General features: G+C 69.9%; 18 protein-coding genes and 1 pseudogene. 11 read left to right on the top strand and 8 right to left on the bottom strand.

What is annotated here, in order from left to right; translation table 11 throughout:
• The first annotated feature begins 13 nt into the window (after positions 1–13).
• Positions 14–934 carry an AraC family transcriptional regulator gene (locus NWFMUON74_RS24330; RefSeq protein WP_187684106.1) on the top strand — a complete coding sequence of 307 codons (921 nt, stop codon included), beginning with the start codon at positions 14–16 and terminating at the stop codon, positions 932–934.
• 276 nt (positions 935–1,210) lie between these two features.
• Here the strand turns inward: NWFMUON74_RS24330 and NWFMUON74_RS24325 are convergent, their stop codons facing one another.
• Both NWFMUON74_RS24325 and NWFMUON74_RS24320 read right to left on the bottom strand, forming a co-directional pair.
• The gene (locus NWFMUON74_RS24325; RefSeq protein ID WP_187684105.1) at positions 1,211–2,719 is read right to left on the bottom strand and encodes a leucyl aminopeptidase; all 1,509 of its coding nucleotides are present in this window, start codon (positions 2,717–2,719) and stop codon (positions 1,211–1,213) included.
• Positions 2,720–2,729: 10 nt separating this feature from the next.
• Positions 2,730–3,608, bottom strand: coding sequence for a TetR/AcrR family transcriptional regulator (locus NWFMUON74_RS24320; RefSeq protein ID WP_187689394.1), 879 nt, complete (start codon positions 3,606–3,608; stop codon positions 2,730–2,732).
• 90 nt (positions 3,609–3,698) lie between these two features.
• Between NWFMUON74_RS24320 and NWFMUON74_RS24315 the strand changes: the two genes are divergently transcribed.
• From NWFMUON74_RS24315 to NWFMUON74_RS24305, 3 genes are all read left to right on the top strand, one after another.
• Positions 3,699–4,313 (top strand): GNAT family N-acetyltransferase, encoded by a 615-nt coding sequence (locus tag NWFMUON74_RS24315; RefSeq protein ID WP_187684104.1) that lies wholly within the window; start codon positions 3,699–3,701, stop codon positions 4,311–4,313.
• Between the two features lie 156 nt (positions 4,314–4,469).
• Positions 4,470–5,570: a glycine cleavage system aminomethyltransferase GcvT gene (gene gcvT / locus NWFMUON74_RS24310; RefSeq protein ID WP_187684103.1), complete on the top strand. Its 1,101-nt coding sequence runs from the start codon at positions 4,470–4,472 to the stop codon at positions 5,568–5,570.
• 57 nt (positions 5,571–5,627) lie between these two features.
• Positions 5,628–6,728 carry a branched-chain amino acid aminotransferase gene (locus tag NWFMUON74_RS24305; protein ID WP_187684102.1) on the top strand — a complete coding sequence of 367 codons (1,101 nt, stop codon included), beginning with the start codon at positions 5,628–5,630 and terminating at the stop codon, positions 6,726–6,728.
• A 9-nt stretch (positions 6,729–6,737) separates the two neighbouring features.
• Here the strand turns inward: NWFMUON74_RS24305 and NWFMUON74_RS24300 are convergent, their stop codons facing one another.
• The 3 genes from NWFMUON74_RS24300 to NWFMUON74_RS24290 all read right to left on the bottom strand — a co-directional run bounded on the left by NWFMUON74_RS24300 (position 6,738) and on the right by NWFMUON74_RS24290 (position 9,163).
• The gene (locus NWFMUON74_RS24300; protein ID WP_187684101.1) at positions 6,738–7,451 is read right to left on the bottom strand and encodes an MBL fold metallo-hydrolase; all 714 of its coding nucleotides are present in this window, start codon (positions 7,449–7,451) and stop codon (positions 6,738–6,740) included.
• Positions 7,452–7,624: 173 nt separating this feature from the next.
• On the bottom strand, positions 7,625–8,596 hold the full coding sequence (locus NWFMUON74_RS24295) for a carbohydrate kinase family protein (protein ID WP_187684100.1): 972 nt from the start codon (positions 8,594–8,596) through the stop codon (positions 7,625–7,627).
• Positions 8,597–8,812: 216 nt separating this feature from the next.
• The gene (locus NWFMUON74_RS24290) at positions 8,813–9,163 is read right to left on the bottom strand and encodes an iron-sulfur cluster assembly accessory protein (RefSeq protein ID WP_187684099.1); all 351 of its coding nucleotides are present in this window, start codon (positions 9,161–9,163) and stop codon (positions 8,813–8,815) included.
• A gap of 299 nt (positions 9,164–9,462) precedes the next feature.
• Between NWFMUON74_RS24290 and NWFMUON74_RS24285 the strand changes: the two genes are divergently transcribed.
• Positions 9,463–10,149: a DUF3043 domain-containing protein gene (locus tag NWFMUON74_RS24285; protein ID WP_187684098.1), complete on the top strand. Its 687-nt coding sequence runs from the start codon at positions 9,463–9,465 to the stop codon at positions 10,147–10,149.
• A 301-nt stretch (positions 10,150–10,450) separates the two neighbouring features.
• Here the strand turns inward: NWFMUON74_RS24285 and NWFMUON74_RS24280 are convergent, their stop codons facing one another.
• Positions 10,451–10,627 (bottom strand): hypothetical protein, encoded by a 177-nt coding sequence (locus tag NWFMUON74_RS24280; RefSeq protein ID WP_187684097.1) that lies wholly within the window; start codon positions 10,625–10,627, stop codon positions 10,451–10,453.
• 86 nt (positions 10,628–10,713) lie between these two features.
• On the opposite strand from NWFMUON74_RS24280, the gene NWFMUON74_RS24275 reads away from it, so the two are divergent.
• The 5 genes and pseudogenes from NWFMUON74_RS24275 (at position 10,714) to NWFMUON74_RS24260 (ending at position 15,239) form a co-directional block, all read left to right on the top strand.
• Positions 10,714–11,670: a helix-turn-helix domain-containing protein gene (locus tag NWFMUON74_RS24275; protein ID WP_187684096.1), complete on the top strand. Its 957-nt coding sequence runs from the start codon at positions 10,714–10,716 to the stop codon at positions 11,668–11,670.
• 250 nt (positions 11,671–11,920) lie between these two features.
• Positions 11,921–12,433, top strand: a pseudogene (locus NWFMUON74_RS36315) (bifunctional adenosylcobinamide kinase/adenosylcobinamide-phosphate guanylyltransferase); the annotation flags it as partial.
• 543 nt (positions 12,434–12,976) lie between these two features.
• Positions 12,977–14,071 carry a nicotinate-nucleotide--dimethylbenzimidazole phosphoribosyltransferase gene (cobT, locus tag NWFMUON74_RS36310; protein WP_232111208.1) on the top strand — a complete coding sequence of 365 codons (1,095 nt, stop codon included), beginning with the start codon at positions 12,977–12,979 and terminating at the stop codon, positions 14,069–14,071.
• 104 nt (positions 14,072–14,175) lie between these two features.
• Positions 14,176–14,493, top strand: a complete 318-nt coding sequence (locus NWFMUON74_RS24265; RefSeq protein WP_187684094.1) for a hypothetical protein — start codon at positions 14,176–14,178, stop codon at positions 14,491–14,493.
• A complete protein-coding gene (locus NWFMUON74_RS24260) occupies positions 14,490–15,239 on the top strand; it encodes an adenosylcobinamide-GDP ribazoletransferase (RefSeq protein ID WP_187684093.1) in 750 nt (249 codons plus the stop codon). The genes NWFMUON74_RS24265 and NWFMUON74_RS24260 overlap by 4 nt, the downstream gene beginning before the upstream one ends.
• 227 nt (positions 15,240–15,466) lie before the next feature.
• Here the strand turns inward: NWFMUON74_RS24260 and NWFMUON74_RS24255 are convergent, their stop codons facing one another.
• A complete protein-coding gene (locus NWFMUON74_RS24255) occupies positions 15,467–15,736 on the bottom strand; it encodes a DUF2277 domain-containing protein (protein ID WP_187684092.1) in 270 nt (89 codons plus the stop codon).
• 90 nt (positions 15,737–15,826) lie between these two features.
• The gene (gene asnB, locus NWFMUON74_RS24250; protein WP_187684091.1) at positions 15,827–17,779 is read right to left on the bottom strand and encodes an asparagine synthase (glutamine-hydrolyzing); all 1,953 of its coding nucleotides are present in this window, start codon (positions 17,777–17,779) and stop codon (positions 15,827–15,829) included.
• 304 nt (positions 17,780–18,083) lie between these two features.
• Here asnB and ctaC point away from each other — a divergent pair, with 304 nt between their 5' ends.
• Positions 18,084–19,172 carry an aa3-type cytochrome oxidase subunit II gene (ctaC, locus tag NWFMUON74_RS24245; RefSeq protein ID WP_483243758.1) on the top strand — a complete coding sequence of 363 codons (1,089 nt, stop codon included), beginning with the start codon at positions 18,084–18,086 and terminating at the stop codon, positions 19,170–19,172.
• Positions 19,173–19,184: the final 12 nt, after the last annotated feature.

Raw genomic sequence — 19,184 nt, 5'->3', positions numbered from 1 at the left:
ATACACTGGTGTCGTGGATGTGCTGACCGACGTGCTGGCCGCGACCGGAGTGGGTGGTGTGGTCCTGGCCCAGTTGACCGCGGCGGGGTCGTGGGGTGTGCGGCTGGACGAGGTGCCGATGGCGGCCTTCCATGCGGTCGTGGCGGGCGATTGCTGGCTGCTGCGACCGGGTTTCGCGCCGTTGCCCCTGGCGACCGGTGATTTCGTGCTGCTGCCCACCGGCGGCGGGCACGCGCTGGCGAGCGCGCCGGATGCGCCGCTCACGCCGTATCAGCGGATCGCTCCGCCGCCCGGCCGCCGGGCCATCGTGCTGGACGGTCCCGGCCCCAGCACCCGAACCGTCTGCGGCGCTTACCATTACGACAACTACGGCTCGCATCCGTTGTTCACCCTGCTGCCGCCGGTGGTGCACCTGTCGTCGGAACAGGCCGCGCACCGGCCGGAACTGGCCGCCACCCTGACCCTGCTGGCCGCCGAGGTGGGCGCGGAGCGGCCCGGCACGCAGACCGTGGTCGACCGGCTGGTCGATGTGCTGTTCATCCACGCGCTGCGGGCGTGGACGGAGTCGCGCACCGAGGCGGCGGCGTCCTGGCTGCTGGCGTTGCGCGACCCCGAGATCGCGCGGGTCATGGCCCTGCTGCACGAAAACCCTTCGCACCCGTGGACAGTCGCCGAGCTGGCCGACCGCGTCCGGATCTCCCGCGCCACCCTGGCCCGCCGCTTCACCACCCTCGTCGGCGAACCGCCCCTGACCTACCTCGCCCGCTGGCGCATGGAACTGGCCGCCCGCCGCCTGCGCGACACCCCCGACTCCGTCGCAGCGGTGGCTCGCAGCATCGGCTACGCCTCCGAATTCGCCTTCTCCCGCGCCTTCAAACGCGTGCACGGCCAAGCGCCGACGGCCTACCGCCACTCCCGCCGCCACGCCTCCTGAGCTCCTGCCACGGGAGGTCTCCCACTCGCGCGCCGGGCGCCTGTCGCCGCGAAAGTGCTCCGCACCAGCCACATCGGCCCGCTCGAGCGGTGACTCTTCCGTTCACGCATCCGACCGTATCGGGCAGCCACTCGCCCGCACCGACCCTATCCGACTTCACTCGGCGTGGTGTTCGTGTGACTGGCGACGGGAAAGGCCCGGCCCGCGCGGATACTTCCACCTCGACGTGGCGGACTGCGCCGTCTCGACCACGAGGTGTCCGCGCGGGCCGAGGGGCTACTCGGCGGCGATGTCGTCCAGGACGGCGATGAGGGTGCGGACGGGGACGCCGGTGCCGCCCTTGCCGATGTAGCCGAAGGGGCCGCCGGTGTTGTAGGCGGGGCCGGCGACGTCGAGGTGGGCCCACTCGACGCCCTCGGGGACGAACTCCTTCAGATAGAGACCGGCCGCGAGCATGCCGCCGTTGCGGTGCGGGGTCACATTGGCCAGATCGGCGATCTTCGAGTTGAGGTCGGTGCGCAGCTCGGCGGGAAGCGGCATGGCCCAGCCGTTCTCGCCGACCTCCTGGGAGATGCGGGCCACGCGGTCGCGGAACTCGTCGGTGCCCATCACGCCCGGGGTCCGGGTGCCCAGCGCGACCAGTTGCGCGCCGGTCAGGGTGGCGACGTCGATGAGATAGTCGGGCTCGTCCTCGCCCGCGCGCACCATGGCGTCGGCCAGGATGAGCCGTCCCTCGGCATCGGTGTTGATCACCTCGACAGTGGTGCCGCCGTACTGGGTCAGCACGTCACCGGGCCGCTGGGCCGTGGCCGAGGGCATGTTCTCCGCCATCGGCACGGTGGCCGTCACCGTGATCGGCAGGCTCAGCCGCGCCGCCAGCAGCACGGTCGCGATGACCGCGGCCGCCCCGCCCATGTCCGAGGTCATGTTCTCCATGTTGGCGGCGGGCTTGATGGAGATGCCGCCGGTGTCGAAGGTGACGCCCTTGCCGATCAGGGCGACCTTCTTCGCGCCGCCGCGGTGGGTGATGCGGATCAGCCGCGGCGGCCGGGAGGAACCCTTGCCGACACCGATGATGCCACCGAAACCCTGTGCCTCCAGCGCCTTTTCATCGAGCACCTCGACTTCCAGCCCGGCGGCCTCGGCCAGTTGCTGTGCGCGCGAGGCGAATTCGGCGGGGTAGAGGTGACTGGGCGGGGTGTTGACGAAGTCGCGGGCGGTGGCGACGGCCTCCGCGGTGCACTGCGCCCGGAACAGCGCCTCTTCCCCGAAATCCGGCTCGGGAACGAGGAACTCGATGCGCCGCACCGGCTGTTCGTCCGGCTTGGGCGCGGACTTGCCCGAGCGGAACGGGGTGAAGGTGTAGGCGCCGAGGTAGAAGCCCTCGGCCGCGGCGCCCAGATCCAGCCCCGACAGTGTGGTGGTGGCGGTGTCCACGCCGGCGAGCGCGCGCGCCGCGACCCCGGCCGACTTGCGGATCTGCTCCGCGTCGAGCTTGTCCGCCGCGCCCAGCCCCACTGCGAGCACGCTGGTGACGCCCAGGCCCGCGGGGGCGGGGATACGGGTCAGCTCCTCGGCCTTGCCCTTCGCGCCGACGGCCCGCAACTGCTCGGTCAGCGCCGCGCGGACCTCCGCGCTCAGCACGTCCTCGAACGCGTCGTCCGGGGTGACCGCCGGTCCGTCGTCGGTCGTCACGAGCCCGATGACGAGCACATCGGTGTCGGCGCCGATGTCTACGGTGCGTGCCAGTTCCGGTCCGAGCGAACGATCTGCAACAGCTGTCATGCGGACAAGGCTACTGGTCGGGCGGATTTGTGAGCGTCGGGCAGGGTGCCGGCGGCGCGCTTCCGACGGCGCCGCGCGGCGCGGTGGGCGCCTCCGATCGGCCGTTTCCGGTGGGCGGGCGCCGGGCCGCGATGCCGTCGAGGAGCAGGGCAAGGGCGTCCTCGAACAGCCGGTCGAAATCCAGGTCGATGCTGTCGGTCGGCGCGGCGAAGTAACGGGACAGAGTCGGGTAGGTGTGCGCGAAGACCAGCTCGAGGGCCGTGGCGCGGAAGGTCTCGGCCGATCCGGCGCGTTCGGAGGCGGGGAGCAGCGCGAGGCCCTGGACCAGACCGGAGACCGACAGGTAGATCGAGAGCACAGCATCGCGGTCGATGTCCGGCCCTTCGAAGGCGGCGAAGAACCTTTCCAGACTGTCGAGCAGGGCCGGTCCCACCGGCGGCTGGGTCCGTGCGAGGACCGGCAGCATCCACGGATGTCGCCGGTAGAGCTGCCATTCCCCCCGGGCCTCGTAGCCGATGCGTTCCCGCCAGCCTACGAGATCCGTTGGCGGCGGCGGTATTTCGGCGATGACCAGTTCCGCCATCTCGGCGAGCAGGGTGTCGCGATCGGGGAAGTGGCGGTACAGGGCGGCGGTCGCGACCTGCAATTCGGTGGCGAGCCGACGCATGGACAGGGCGGACAGGCCGTCGCGATCGGCCAATTCCACTGCGGCGCGGACGATTCCGACCGTCGTGAGCCGTCGCGGCCGGGCCCGGCGCGGCGGTATCGCGGCGGTGTCGCGGCGCGCGCGGTAAGCGCGGGCCTGACACGCGCGTGAGCAGTACCGGCGTCGGCGGCCACGCCGCGGTTGCGGCAGCTCGCCACCGCACACCGCGCAGGCCGTTTTCATCACACATTGCAGTGTGACGAAATACTCGTATCACCGCTAGCCGCCCCATATGTTGGCGAACAAGCACAGTGTTCACTTTCGGGAGGTCAAATGCAGACACAGCTCACGGTGCGCCGCGCGGAACCGGCGGAGGCCGAGACGGTGGCGCGCGTATTCGCCGAAGCGAGCGCCGACGAGGCGGTCTCGGCATGGGTGCTGGACGGCCACCCGGACATCGCCGAGCGCTTCCGCGCGGAGTACGTGCCCGAGGTGGTCGCCCGCGCCCTGCGCGACGACGAGATCTGGGTGGCCGGCGCCGGCGACGACATCTGGTCGGTATCGCTGTGGCAGACGCTGCCGGATCTCGACCGGGTCCGGCAGGAGGCGCAGGAGGCGCGGCACCTGTTCGAGAACACTCCGCTCCCGCCGTTCCGCCGCATGGCGGCCGTCACCGCCGCCATCGCCGAACGCCACCCCACCCAGTTCCCGCACCGCTACCTCCAGGCGATCGTCACTCTTCCGCGGCACCGCGGCTCGGGCGCGGGCGGAGCCATCGTCGAGGCCCGCGTGAAAGCCACGGCGAGCGACGGCCTTCCCGCCTACCTCGAAGCCAGCACCGAACGCTCCGCCCGCCTCTACGCCCGCCACGGTTTCGCCCACCAGGGCGACCCGATCGCACTTCCGGAGAACGGCCCCACCCTCTATCCCATGTGGTTCCCGAATTGAGGGCTCCTGGTGGGTATCACCCGTTCGGTTTCCCGGTTGATGGCTCCCGGTGGGTGCTGCCCCTGTGGTTCTCCAGCTGAGCGCCGCCGGTGCGTGCCACACCGGTTGATCGCGCTGCCCGAGTACCGGAGGAATGCACTCGATAAGCTCGCTCGGGTGAGTGACTCGATGCTGCTGCGGGGCCCGATCCATGACGTGCATGTGGAGTTGGGGGCGAGTTTTGCGCCGTTCGGGGGGTGGGAGATGCCGGTGCAGTACGGGGGGACGGTGGCGGAGCATACGGCCGTGCGGACCGCGGTCGGGTTGTTCGATGTGAGTCATCTGGGGAAGGCGACCGTGCGCGGGGTGGGGGCGGCGGAGTTCGTGAACTCGGTGCTGACCAATGATCTGGGGCGGATCCGGCCGGGGAAGGCGCAGTACACGTTGTGCTGTACGCCGCGGGGCGGGGTGATCGATGATCTGATCGCGTACTACGTCGGCGACGACGAACTGTTCCTGGTGCCCAATGCCGCCAACACCGCGGCCGTGGTGGCGGAGATGGGGAAGGCGGCGCCGGACGGCATCACCGTCACCGACGAGCATCGCGGGTACGCGGTGTTCGCGGTGCAGGGGCCGCGCTCGGCGGAGGTGCTGGACGCGCTGGGCCTGCCGACCGCCATGGAGTACATGGCCTTCGCCGACGCCGAGTGGGACGGCCGCCCGGTCCGGGTCTGCCGCACCGGCTACACCGGCGAGCACGGGTACGAGCTGCTGCCGCGCTGGTCGGACGCCGAACCGCTGTTCCGGGCGCTGCTGGCGGAGGTCCGCGCCCGCGACGGCCAGGCGGCCGGGCTGGGCGCGCGCGACACCCTGCGCACCGAGATGGGCTACCCGCTGCACGGTCACGAACTGTCGCCGGAGATCTCACCGGTGCAGGCCCGCTGCGGCTGGGCCGTCGGCTGGAAGAAGCCGGAGTTCTGGGGCCGCGACGCGCTCGCCGCCGAGAAGGCGGCGGGCCCGCGCCGGAACCTGTTGGGACTCGTGGCACTCGACCGCGGCGTGCTGCGCCAGGGCCAGACGGTACTGCGCGGCGATGAGGTCGTGGGCGAGACCACCTCGGGCACCTTCTCACCCACACTCAAGGTCGGCATCGCCCTGGCCCTGCTGGACACGGCAGCGGGCCTGCAACCGGGCGACGAGGTCGAGGTCGACGTCCGTGGCCGCCGCCTCCGCGCGGAGGTGACCCGCCCGCCCTTCGTCACCCCCCACACCTCCTGAATCCACCGAGGTAGGCCTGGCATCGCGGGCGGAACGCCGGGTTCTAGGATCGGAATCATGACCGTTGCCGCACAGTTCACCCGTATCCCGCATCCCTCGCCCACCCCGGCGGCGCGGCGGCAGGAGATGCTGGTGGAACCCGGTTTCGGGCGCTTCTTCACCGATCACATGGTGTCGATCGACTATGTGGGCGGGGAATGGACCAATCCGCGGGTGGAGCCGTACGGCAGCTTGCAGATGGACCCCTCGACCATGGTGTTCCACTACGGTCAGGCCATTTTCGAGGGACTGAAGGCCTACCGGCACGGCGACGGCAGCATCGCGACCTTCCGCATCGACGCCAACGCCCGCCGCTTCCAGCGCTCGGCGCGGCGCATGGCGATGGCCGAACTCCCGGAGGAACTGTTCATCGAATCGATCCGCCAGCTGCTCGAGGTCGACGCCGACTGGGTGCCGGCGGCGGGCGGGGAGGACTCGCTGTATCTGCGGCCGTTCATGTTCGCCACCGAGGCGGGCCTGGGCGTGAAACCGGCCGAGGCATACAAGTACCTGCTGCTGGGTTCGCCTGCGGGAGCGTACTTTCCGCGCGGCCTGAAGCCGGTGCGGGTGTGGTTGTCCACCGAGTTCGTGCGGGCCGCGCCCGGCGGCACCGGCGAAGCCAAGGTGGCGGGCAACTACGCCGCCTCGCTGCTGGCCCAGAAGCAGGCCGCCGACCAGGACTGTGACCAGGTGGTCTGGCTCGACGCCTGCGAACACCGCTACGTCGAGGAGATGGGCACCAACAACCTGTTCTTCGTGTACGGCGCGGGCTCGCAGGCGCGGCTGGTGACCCCGGAACTGTCCGGCTCTCTGCTGCCGGGCATCACCCGCGACTCGCTGCTCACCCTGGCCGCCGATTCCGGTTACCAGGTGGAGGAGCGCAAGATCTCGGTCGACGAATGGCGCACGGGCGTGGAGTCGGGCGAGATCACCGAGGTGTTCGGCTGCGGCACCGCGGCGGTCGTCATCCCGGTCGCGTCGGTGCGCTCGGCCGAGGGCGAATTCACCATCGGCGACGGCGAACCCGGTGAGGTCACCATGGCACTGCGCGAGACGCTGACCGGAATTCAGCGCGGCACGTTCGCCGATATTCACGGCTGGATGCGCAAGCTGATCTGAGCCGGGTCGCTATCCCGGCATCAGCATGTGCCACTGCTCGAGCGTCTGCGGCCGCATCACATAGTTGCTGTCGCGCACCGTGGACAGCGCGGCGTTGGGCTCCTGCGAATACCAGTGGCCCGGATAAACGGTCGGGTCGCCCGATAGGCCCGCTAGATATCGGAGACTGCGGAACATCGCGTCGGAATCGCCGCCCGGGAAATCGGTGCGTCCGCAGCCGTCGACGAACAGTGTGTCGCCTGCGACGAGCCGATCCTCGAACAGGAAGCACTGGCTGCCCGGCGTGTGCCCGGGAGTGTGCAGCAATTCGATCTCGAACCCGCCGACGGTCACCTTGTCGCCGTGCGCGTGACCGGTCAGTTCGCTGGGCGCGATGTCGGTGACATTGGCGACCCACGGCAGTTCCTCGGCATTGACGTGCACCGGGACCTGCACCCGCTCCAGCAGTTCGCGCACGCCTCGCAAGGTGAATCCGAGCATTGTCCCGCCCACGTGATCGGGGTGGTGATGGGTGGCGAGTACGCCGCTCACGCGCAGCCCGTCGGCCTCGGCGATATCGACCAGATCGGTTGCGGCATATGCGGGATCCACGACCAAACACTCGCCACTGTCTCGGTCGCCCAGCAAATACGCGAAATTGCGCATCTGCGTGGCGATCGGATCGCCCACGGCCCAATCCCGGCCGGCCAGCAGCTGACGAAAATACAAACGGTCGGATCCCATGCGTATACCCTATGGCTCGGTGGCGACCGGCGTACCTTCGACCGACTGTGAGTCGTCACCGCATAGTGCGGGCGCAGTCGAAACGAAACTCGCACGGCGGAATCGCCGGTTCACCTGTGACGGATTGCGAAATCGCGCCGCGCCGACTGCGGCGGCGGCGCAGTCGATTTCGGTCAGTGCAGCAGCGGCGCGATGTCGTCGGCGGCCGCCGGACCGTAGGCGCCGCGCAGCCGTTCCAGCGCCTCGGTGCGGTCGAGCGTCCACTCCTGCGGGCCGTCGGTCTCCAGCACCAGCACCGCGATCAGCGAACCCAGTTGCGCAGCGCGCTCCAGGCCGAGCCCGGCGGTGTGGCCGGTGAGGAATCCGGCGCGGAACGCGTCGCCGATCCCGGTCGGGTCCACCTTCGACCGCTCGGGCACCACCTCGACGTTCACCTCGGTGCCGTCGCGGTCGACGATCTGCACGCCCTTCGCGCCCAGCGTGGTGACCCGGATGCCGACCCGCGCGCCGATCTCGTCCAGGGTCAGGCCCGTCTTCTGCCGCAGCAGGCCCAGTTCGTACTCGTTGGTGAACAGGTACGCCGCGCCCTCGATCAGCTGCCGCGCCTGCTCGCCGTCGAGCAGGGCGAGCTGCTGGGACGGGTCGGCGGCGAACGGGATGCCCAGCTCCCGGCATTCGCGGGTGTGGCGCAGCATGGCCTCGGGATCGTTGGCGCCGATCAGCACCAGCTCCAGCTCGCGGGTCTGCGACACCTTGGCGATCGAGATGTCACGGGCCTCGCTCATCGCGCCCGGGTAGAAGGTCGCGATCTGGGCCATCTCGGTATCGGTGGTGCAGATGAAGCGGGCGGTGTGCGCCGTGCTGGAGGTCAGCACCGCCGAACAGTCGACGCCGTGGCGCTCGAGCCATTCGCGATACTCGGCGAAGTCGGCGCCGACCGCGCCCAGCAACAGCGGCGACCGGCCGAGCAGGCCCATGGCGTAGCTGATGTTGCCGCCGACACCGCCGCGGCGGATGGCCAGATCGTCGACGAGGAAGCTCAGCGAGACGTGCTGGAGCTGATCCGCAAGCAATGCCTCGGAGAAACGTCCGGGGAAGTGCATGAGATTGTCCGTCGCAATGGATGCGGACACGGCGATGGTCACGGGAATCCTTCGGTGTCGGGTCTCGGGCGCACTGGTCTATTACCCATGAGCGGGCGAAATCAGTCGTCCGTAACGTACACCGTCGAACTGCGACCTCACCACCCCAGCGCACCGGAGTGTCTGGGTCGCCGGACCCCTTGTGCGGCAACGGAACTCATGGCACTCGGGCAGCAGTCAGCGCGGAATCCCACTGGGATTCCGCGCTGAGGTGGCTGCTCAGTTGAAGCTGTCGCCGCAGGCGCAGGAGCCGGTGGCGTTCGGGTTGTCGATGGTGAAACCCTGCTTCTCGATGGTGTCGACGAAATCGATCGCGGCGCCCTGGACGTACGGGGCGCTCATCCGGTCGACGGTCAGCTTGACGCCGCCGAACTCGGCGGTGAGGTCACCGTCGAGCGCGCGGTCGTCGAAGAACAGTTGGTAGCGCAGGCCCGCACAGCCACCGGGCTGCACGGCGATCCGCAGCGCCAGATCGTCACGGCCCTCCTGATCGAGCAGCGCCTTGGCCTTGGAGGCGGCCGCGTCGGTCAGCGTCACACCGTGAGTGGTGGTCTCGTTCTGCACAGTCATGAAGTCTCCTCGGGACCCGTGTTCAACCCGTGAACAGCGCACGGCTCGGAAGCTGTCAACGCCACTTCGCGGGTGGCTATTCCAATCTTGCCACTCGTGGTCGATGGCGCCCTAGTCCGTGTACCCCACCGCACCCCGGCGTCATGCCTGCCGAATGTGGCTGTCCGCTCTCGACGGTACTCTCGTCACGGCCGGAAACGACCGGTTAGCGGGGGGTGAACAGTCGACTATGGCACAGGACACAGCGACTCGGCGAACCGGATTTCCAGGGCGATGTGCCATCGAATAGCCTGGTCGGCGTGAAGTTCCTCCGCCGCGGCGATGCCAGCAAGACCGACGACCTCGCCGACGAGACCTCGGCCGCCCAGGCCGGCGCGTCCGGCGGCGACTCGGCCACCCCCTCCGAGCGGCCGGCCGCCACGGCCACCACCGGCAAGGGGCGGCCCACTCCCAAGCGCCGGGATGCCGAGAACAGGCGGCGCGGGCCGGTCGCGCCCGCGCCCATGACCTCGAAGGAAGCCCGTGCCCGCCGCAAGGCCGCGCGCGGCAGCCGGGCCGATCGCAAGGTGGCCTCGGCCGAGCGCCGCGCCGCCGCTGCCGACCGGCGCGCCCGCATGCTCGCCGGGGAGGACAAGTTCCTGTTACCGCGCGATCGCGGACCGGTACGCGCCTATGTGCGGGACCTGGTCGACGCGCGGCGCAATCTGGTCGGGCTGTTCATGCCGCTGGCGCTGGTGTTGATTCTCACCATGTTCCTGACGCCTGCGGTGCAGGCCTACGTCACGCTGGCCATGCTGGTGATGATGGTGTTCATGGTCGGCGAGGGTTTCCTGATCGGCCGGACCATCAACAAGCGGGTACAGGAGCGTTTCCCCGACGACACCACCTCGTCGTGGTCGCTGGGCTGGTACGCGTTCGTGCGGGCCTCGCAGATCCGCCGCATGCGCGCGCCCAAGCCACGGGTGAACCCGGGCGATTCGGTCTAGCCCGGCCGAAGAACGTGGCCGGGCGGGTTGGTCGAACGTGGCCGGGCGGGATGTTGGAGCGTGGCCGGGCGGGTTGGTCGAACGTGGCCGGGTGGGTTGTCGGAGCGTGGCTGGGTGGTTGGCCGAACGTGGCGGGGTGGGTTGTCGGAGCGTGGCCGGGCGGGTTGTCGGAGCGTGGCTGGGCGGGTTGGTCGAACGTGGCCGGGTGGGTTGTCGGAGCGTCGCCGGGCGGGATGGCCGAGCGTAGCCGGGTGGGATGTCAGAATGTGGCCGGACCGGACGGCGCAGGTTCCGGTGTGGTTCAACCGTGTTCGCGTATGGCGGTGATGGCGCGGAGTTCCTGATCCAGGCGCTGGGCGTCGCGGTCGTCCACGGCGCTCGAGCCCGTGGGCGGCAGGGTGAGCCCGTGATGCAGGAACACGCGCACAGCCAGGACGATCAGGAGAACGAAGAGGAAGGTGAGCAGCAAGGTAAGCATGGCAGTAAGTTTTCTGCCAATCACTTACTGCCACCAGTGGCAGTAAAGACATTGTTCGTAAATATCCGGCCAAGTAGACTCGTCGGATGCTGTCCAAGGTCGCCGCGGTGCTCAGCGCGAACGTCGCCATGTTCGAATTCGGCGTCGTCTGTGAGGTTTTCGGGCTGGATCGCCGCGACGACGGGCTGCCGTCGTTCGACTTCCGGGTCTGCGGTGCCGAGCCGGGGCGGCCGCTGCAGTCCAGTACGCCCGGGGTGACGCTCACTCCGGAACACGGCCTGGACGCGGTGGGTGATGCGGACCTGGTCGCGATTCCGGCGTTTCCCGTCGCACCGGACCACGAGTTCGATCCGCGCGTGGTGCGGGCGGTGCGTGCCGCCGCGGACGGCGGGGCGACCGTGCTGACCGTGTGCTCGGGCGCCTTCCTCGCCGGCGCGGCCGGGTTGCTGGACGGGCGCAAATGCACCACGCACTGGCGCTATGTGGGCCAGCTCGCCGAACGGTATCCCTCGGCCACCGTCGATCCGGATGTGCTGTTCGTCGACGAGGGCAATCTGATCACCAGCGCCGGTACCGCGGCGGGCATCGACGCCTGCCTGCATCTGGTGCGGCGCGAACTGGGCAGCGCGGTCGCCAACAAGATCGCCCGCCGCATGGTGGTACCGCCGCAGCGCGACGGCGGCCAGCGCCAGTTCATCGAGCAGCCCGTGCCGGAATGCACCACCGACAGTCTGCGCGACACACTCCTCTGGCTGACCGAGCACCTCGACCTCGCACACACCATCGAGGATCTGGCCGCCCGCTCGGCCATGTCGCCGCGCACCTTCGCCCGCCGCTTCGTCGCCGAAACCGGCACCACGCCGGTCAAGTGGCTCACCAACCAGCGCGTCCTGCTGGCGAAACACCTCCTCGAGGAAACCACCCTCGACCTCGAAACCATCGCCTCCCGTTCGGGTTTCGGCTCCGCGGCCCTCCTCCGCCACCACTTCCAACGCCTCGTCGGCATCGCCCCGACCGACTACCGTCGCCGGTTCGGCGGCTGAGGGCAACAGGCCCGAACCCGGTTGCCGCCCGGTCGACGCTTCGAGCGCTACAGGTGTTGTTCGCCGTTGTGCGGGATGCCGCCGTGTATGTGTTCGGCACTACACGGCACGTGTGGTCGACCGGTGTGCGGGCGCAGCCGACACGCGGCAGATGTTGTCTGTCGCCGGTGCGGTACTGCTGAGGTGAGCTGCGGGTGGAGGTGGGCGGGCGTGCGCGTCTCCGGAGGGGTCGGGTTGGTACCGTTCTGGCGTGGTGAAGGATGCTGGGGTGCGGACGCTGGTGCTCGGCGGGGCGCGGTCTGGGAAGTCGGCGTTCGCCGAGGAGCTGGCCGGGCGGGCCGGGGCGGTGCGGTATGTGGCGACGGCCGTGGTCGATCCGTCCGATGCGGACTTCGCCGAAAGGGTTGCGGCCCATCGGGTCCGGCGGCCGGGGGTGTGGAATGTGGTCGAGGGTGATCCGGTCGCGCTGCTCGCCGAACCGGCTGCGGTGACGCTCATCGACGACCTCGGCACCTGGCTGACCGGGCGCATCGATGCACGGTCGGCGTGGGAAGGACCCCGCGGCACCGTACGCCCCGACACCGACGACCTCGTCGCGGCCGTGACCGGCTACCGGCACCGGCTGATCATCGTGAGCCCCGAGGTAGGGCTCGGTGTCCTCCCCGCGACCCGTTCGGGCCGGTTGTTCCAGGACGAACTCGGCGAGCTGAACCAGCGCCTGGCGGCGGTATGCGACGAGGTGTACCTGGTAGTGGCGGGGATCCCGACCAGGATCAAACCGAACGCGACCGCCGCCGGTGCGCCGGTGGCAATGCTGGGCGCCGCGTCCTCCACGGGTGCCGTCGCGGACGACGCTGTGGGCGCCGCGTCTTCCACGGGTGCCGTCGTGGACGACGCCGCCCGCGCTGGGAGTGCACCTCCGTCGAGTGGCGAAGGTCCCGGCCCTGCCGGATCAGCGTCCGATGCCACGTACGGGAAGGCCGGGATCGGTACCGCGGCGGGCCCCGCCATCTCCGCGCAGGCGACGGCCGGGGAGTCCGGCCTTCCAGCGCAGGCCGGGGCCGTGGATTCCGGTACCTCGGCCCGGGCACGAGGCGCGGAGTCTGCTTCATCGGCAGTCGGTGGTGCGCATGCGGGCATGTCTACCTCCACGCCAGCCGGGCCTTACGATGAAACCCCCTCCAGGGCAACACATGCCGTGGCAGGGGGCGTGCTCTCGGAAGAAGTGGCAGCCGCGGGCACAGCCGGATTCGGTACGGATGTTGGGCCGGTTGCCTCGGTTGGTGATTCCGATGAGGGAGCGTGGATCAGCGAGTTCCCCGCTGTCGCACCGGAATTCGGGCCCGTGGTGGCGCCCGACGCGCAGGTACGGGGGCAGGCCGAGGCGCGGCAGTCGGAGTTGACCAAGCCGGGCGGGGCGCTGGGGCGGTTGGAGACGTTGGGGAACTGGGTTGCGGCCTGCCAGGGGGTGTGCCCGCCGCGGCAGTTCCAGCGGGCTCGGGTGGTGGTGTTCGCGGGGGACCACGGTGTTGCGCGGCACGGGGTTTCGGCGTATCCGAGCGAGGTGACCGCGCAGATGGTCGCCAACTTCCTCGCCGGGGGAGCGGCGGTGAACGTGCTGGCGCGGCTGGCGGACGCGACCGTGCGGGTGGTGGACATCGCCGTCGACGGCGACACCGATCCGTCGGTGTCGAAATACAAGGTGCGGCGCTCCTCCGGGCGCATCGACCGCGAGGACGCGCTCACCGAGGCCGAGGTGAACGCCGCGCTGGCGGCCGGGAAGGCGATCGCCGACGAGGAGATCGACGGGGGCGCCGACCTGTTGATCGCCGGTGACATGGGAATCGGGAACACCACTCCCGCAACGGTTCTCATCGCCACACTCACCGACACCGAGCCGGTGCTGGCGGTGGGTCGCGGCACGGGCATAGACGACGCCGCGTGGATGCGCAAGGCCGCCGCGGTGCGCGACGCCATGTGGCGGGCCCGCTCGCACCGCCACGACCCGGTCGTGCTGCTGCGCGTCGCGGGCGGCGCCGATTTGGCCGCTGCCGCAGGCTATCTCGCGCAGGCCGCCGCCCGCCGCACTCCCGTCGTCCTGGACGGCGTGGTGATCACCGCCGCCGCCCTGCTCGCCGACATGCTGGCCCCCGGCGCCCGGGCCTGGTGGGTCGCCGGGCACCGCTCCACCGAACCCTCGCACGCCCGAGCCCTCGACCGCCTCGGCCTGGACCCGCTCGTCGACCTGGATATGCGCCTCGGCGAAGGCTCCGGCGCCCTCACCGCCCTCCCCGTCCTCCGCGCCGCCGTCGCCACCCTCGCGGACATGGCCACCTTCGCCGACGCGGGCGTGAGCACCGCCGACGAAACCACCCGCGTCCCCTCCGAACCCACCCCCTGACCATGCGCCTCGATCGGCGGCACCACCCCGGCCCCCGACCCCCGAGTCGGCACTCCGCGAGTGAGCCGGCGCGGCGATCGGTACGTGGAGCGGGGTCGCGGGCGATGGAGGGTGCGGTGCTGGCGGCGTGGTGCGCTGCGGGTGAGTCGGCGCGGTGGTTGGTGCGTGGGGCATGGTCGCGGGCGGTGGTGGCGGCGTGGTGCGCTGCGGGTGAGTCGGCGCGGCGATCGGTGCACGGGGCGGGGTCGCGGGCGGTGGAGGGTGCGGTGGTGGTGGCGTGGTGCGCTGCGGGTGAATTGGCGCGGTGGTTGGTGCGTGGGGCGGGGTCGCGGGCGGTGCTGGCGGCGTGGTGCGCTGCGGGTGGGGTGGGGTCGCGGGTGGTGGGCGGGTCGATCGTTGGGGTGTGGGGGTGGTGGGGGTGAATTCGGTTCGGTTGGTGGTCTCCTGGTTGACGGTGGTGCCGGTGCGGGGGCCGGAGACGGTGGACCGAGTGGGGGCGGGAAGGGCTATCGGTCTTGCGCCGGTGGTGGGGGTGGTGCTCGGTGCGGGTGTCGCCGGGGTGATGTGGGTGTCGGGTACGGCGGGAATGAGTTTCGGGTTGGCGGGGCTGTTGGGGGTGGGGACGTTGGCGACGGCGACGCGGGGGATGCATCTGGACGGGCTGGCCGATACGGCGGACGGTCTCGGGAGTTACGGGCCGCCCGAGCGGGCGCGGGAAGTCATGAAGAGTGGCGGGGCGGGGCCGTTCGGCGTGGCCGCGCTGGTGTTCGCGATCGGCGGGCAGGCGCTGGCGTTCGCGGCGCTGGCGGCGGACGGTCGTTGGCTCGCGATCGCGCTGGCGGTCGCGGTGGGGCGGGTCGCGGTCGTCCTGGCTTGCCGCCGGGGATACCCGTCCGCACCGGGGGCCGGATTCGGCAGTTTGGTGGCGGGGACACAGTCGCTGCCGACCATCGGCCTCTGGACGCTGCTCGCGCTCGGTGCGGGCGTTCTCGCCACACCCGACCATCGCTGGCTCGGAGTACTCGCCGTAGCCGCGAGTCTCGGTATCGCCTGGATATTCGTCCGACACTGCGTACGCCGCTTCGACGGCCTGAACGGCGACGTCCTCGGCGCCACCCTCGAACTCGCCGTCACCTGCACCGCCGTCATCGCTTCGTGCGGGCGGTGACCTCTCCTGCCTGCACTACGACAAGGTCGAGACGATCGGCGGCCCTATCCGCGACGGTCATTCTTCCCACAGGACAACACCGGCAAGACTCTGTAGATACGCCTGACGACCGGCGCACGCGATTCCCGGGGCACCGGGCAACAGCGGTAAGAACTCTGCAACAGCGGTAAGACTCCGCAGATACGGCCCGGCGCACGCGGATGTGGATTCGGACGTCGGTGTCCTACTCAGGAGCGCGCCTCGATGCGGGCCCGGACCTCGGGACGGCGCAGCGGTGGGACGGACTTCGGCGGCACCTTGCGCTCGGGCAGGTCGGCGAGCAGGCGGGTGGTGGCCGCGGCGATATCGGCGACCGCGGCCTCCACCGCCGCCCGGTTCGACGCGGAGATGCTGGACAGGCCGCCGACTTTGCGCACGTACTGCAGCGCCGCCGCGTGAATTTCCTCGGCCGTCGCCTCCGGCTCCAGCCCCCGCAGCGCGGTGATGTTTCTACACATGCCCCGAGCGTAGCGCCGAGGTCGGACACCTAGCCGCCTCGATCGCAACAGCGCAGGGCTCGCGGCGGCCGGCGAATTCGGACAGGCCGCCTACAACCGCACCGGGTAGGTGGGCTCCTGGATCTCCGGCTTGATGCGGTTCTCGACGAAGATGCCGTGCCAGATCATGAAGACCAGGAGGGTCCACAGGCGGCGGCTGTGGTCGGCGGCGCCGGTGCGGTGTGCCTCCAGCATCGCCTTGATCGCGGACTTGTCGAGCAGGTGGTCGGTCTGCGAATCGGCGATCTGGGCGGCGGCCCAGTCGTACAGTTCGGGGCCGCGCAGCCAATGCCGCAGAGGGACCGGGAAACCCAGCTTGGGCCGGTGCAGCACGTGGGGCGGGACGATCGTCTCGAGGGCCCGGCGCAGCGCGTACTTGGTGGTCTCCTTGGTGAGCTTCTGGTCGAACGGGATCTGCTCGGCGACCCGGAACACCTCGGCGTCCAGGAACGGCACCCGCAGCTCCAGCGAGTTGGCCATGGTCACCTTGTCGGCCTTGACCAGGATGTCGCCGCGCAGCCAGGTGAACAGGTCCAGGTGCTGCATGCGCGCGACCGGATCCCAGCCTCGCGATCGCTGGTAGATCGGCGCGGTGACGTCCTGATGCGTCCACTCCGGGCGGAAATCGCGCAGCACCGCCCGCAGCTGGGCGTCGCTGAAACTGCGCGCGTTGCCGTAGTAGCGCTCCTCGAGCGGCAGCGAGCCGCGGTGCAGCAGGCTCTTGCCGCGGGTGCCGTCCGGAATCCGCTCCGACAACTTGCCCGCCAACCGCCGCACACCCCGGGGCAGATACTCGAAAGGCTTGAGCGACAACGGTTCCCGATAGATCGTGTACCCGCCGAACAGCTCGTCGGAGCCCTCGCCGGACAGCACCACCTTGACGTGCTTGCGCGCCTCCTTGGCGACGAAGTACAGCGGCACCAGCGCCGGATCGGCCACGGGATCGTCGAGATACCAGACGATTTCGGGGATCGCCCCGGCGAAATCCTCCGGGCTCACGGTGCGAATGTAATGCTTGGCGCCGATCGCCTCCGCGGTCTCGGCGGCCACGTCGGCCTCCGAATACCCCTCGCGCTCGAATGCGGAGGTGAACGTCAGCAGATCGGGATTGTGCCGGATCGCCAGCGCCGCGATGGCTGTCGAGTCGATACCGCCGGACAGGAACGAGCCGACGGTGACGTCGGCGCGCATGTGCTTGGCGACCGAATCCTCCAGCACCTCGGCGATCTCGCGATACCGCCGCTCCGCGCTGCCCGCCGCGAACGGCCGCACCCGGAACTTCGGCTCGAAGTACCGTGTGATCTGCGGCGCCGCACCCGGTTCCAGCGTGGCGTAGCACCCGGACTCCAGTCGGCGCACATCCTTGTGCAGCGACTCCGGCTCCGGCACGTACTGCAGCACCGTGTAGTGCTCCAGCGCCCGCACGTCCAGCTCGTCCGAAAGGCCCAGCGGCGCAAGCAGTTCCAGCAGGCTCTTCTTCTCGCTGGCGTAGGCGGTGCCGTTCGGGCCGGTGGCCAGGAACAGCGGCTTGATGCCGAACGGATCGCGCGCGAGGACCAGCCGCCGCGTCTCGGTGTCCCAGATCGCGAAGGCGAACATGCCGCGCAGCCGCGCGAACGCGTCGGTGCCCCAGTGGTGGTAGGCGGCGACGATCGCCTCGCCGTCGCCCTCGGTGGTGAACCGCGCGTCGTGCTCGGAGCGCAGCTGCTCGCGCAGTTCCAGGTAGTTGTAGATCTCCCCGTTGAACGCCAGCGCGTAGCGCTCCGGGCTGTCCGGCGGCCCCCAGCGCAGCGGCTGATGCGAGTGCTCGATGTCGATGATCGACAGCCGATTGAAGCCCAGGATGATGTGTTCGTCGTGCCAGGTACCGCGCTCGTCGGGCCCGCGGTGGCGGCCACACTGCAACGCGTCGTAGACCTGCTGCACGACATCGCGGGGGGGAATAGGGCGGGAACCAGCGCTGCTCGCCACGTCAGCTGTCAGAAATCCGAGCAGTCCACACACTGCGTCGAGAACCTCGTTTCCGGGATCGGGTGCGGGCGGGAGGAGCGAAACCCAGTCTCCGAGTATGCCGTACCGGGAGTCGGCGTGCTGTCCCGGTCGTCGGCCGCTTTCCGGTGTGTCGAATGCGACCCGGGCACAACGCGGTACCCGGTTTGGTCTACGCTGCGTAGTACTCGGGAACTCCCGGCCCGGATCGTGCGTTTGTGCCGGTCCGGTCCCGGGCCACCCGAACATGCTGGATACGCGCTGTCCGGCCCCACCCGGGCGGCGGCGAGTCGGAGAGACGACCAGGAAGGCGTTGAGCGTGGCGCACAAGGCGAGCGAAGCGATAGGGGCACGACCCGCCCGAGCCGGGCGGGGCCGCATCCTTCGGCGGGCCGGGCTGGCGGTGTCCTTGGGGATGACCGTGCTGCTCGTCTCGGGCTGCTCGATCGACAACCCCGTGCTTCGGTTCGGCTGGCCCACGGGTGTGACCCCGCAGGCGACCCGGATGCGCGAACTGTGGACCTGGTCCGTGGTCGCCGCGCTGGCGATGGGTGTCCTGGTCTGGGGCCTCACCTTCTGGACGGTGGCCTTCCACCGCAAGAAGTCCAGTTCGCCGGAGTTCCCCCGGCAGACCGGCTACAACGTCCCCCTGGAACTGACCTACACGGCGATCCCGTTCGTGATCATCGCGGTGCTGTTCTACTTCACCGTGGTCGTGCAGAACTACGTGCACGAGAAGGTGGACAACCCGGACGTCGTGGTCGACGTGACCGCGTTCCAGTGGAACTGGAAGTTCGGCTACCAGAAGGCCACGCTGTCCGGCGGCCGGGTCTACGACGGTGTCGACGCCAACCGGCAGGCGCTGAACCAGGAGATCGTCGAGGAGTACAGGGAGCGCAAGGTCGACGGCCACGCGCAGCCGGGCCCGAACAACGGCCTGCCCGCCAACGACATCTCCTACCTGCACTACGACAAGGTCGAGACGATCGGCTCGACCAACGAGATCCCGGTGCTGGTGCTGCCCACCAACCGGGTCGTGGAGTTCCAGCTCGCCGCGGCCGACGTCATCCACTCGTTCTGGGTGCCGGAGTTCCTGTTCAAGCGCGACGTGATGCCGAACCCGGAGCAGAACCACTCCGACAACACCTTCCAGATCACCAAGATCGAGAAGGAGGGCGCCTTCGTCGGCCGGTGCGCCGAGATGTGCGGTACCTTCCACTCGATGATGAACTTCGAGGTCCGGGCCGTCTCGCCGGACAAGTTCGAGCGCTACCTGCAGGCGCGGGAGAAGGGCGCGACCAACGCCGACGCGCTGGCGAGCATCGGTGAGTCGCCGGTGGCCGTGACGACGCACCCGTTCGACAGCAACCGCACCGCGCGCGAAGCCGCCCAGGCCGAGAGCAAGTGAGGAAAGAACTGA

This window comes from Nocardia wallacei (genome assembly GCF_014466955.1).
Taxonomy (GTDB): Bacteria; Actinomycetota; Actinomycetes; order Mycobacteriales; family Mycobacteriaceae; genus Nocardia; species Nocardia wallacei.
The sequence above is the reverse complement of the archived record's forward strand: the minus strand, read 5'-3'. Positions and strand labels throughout refer to the sequence as shown.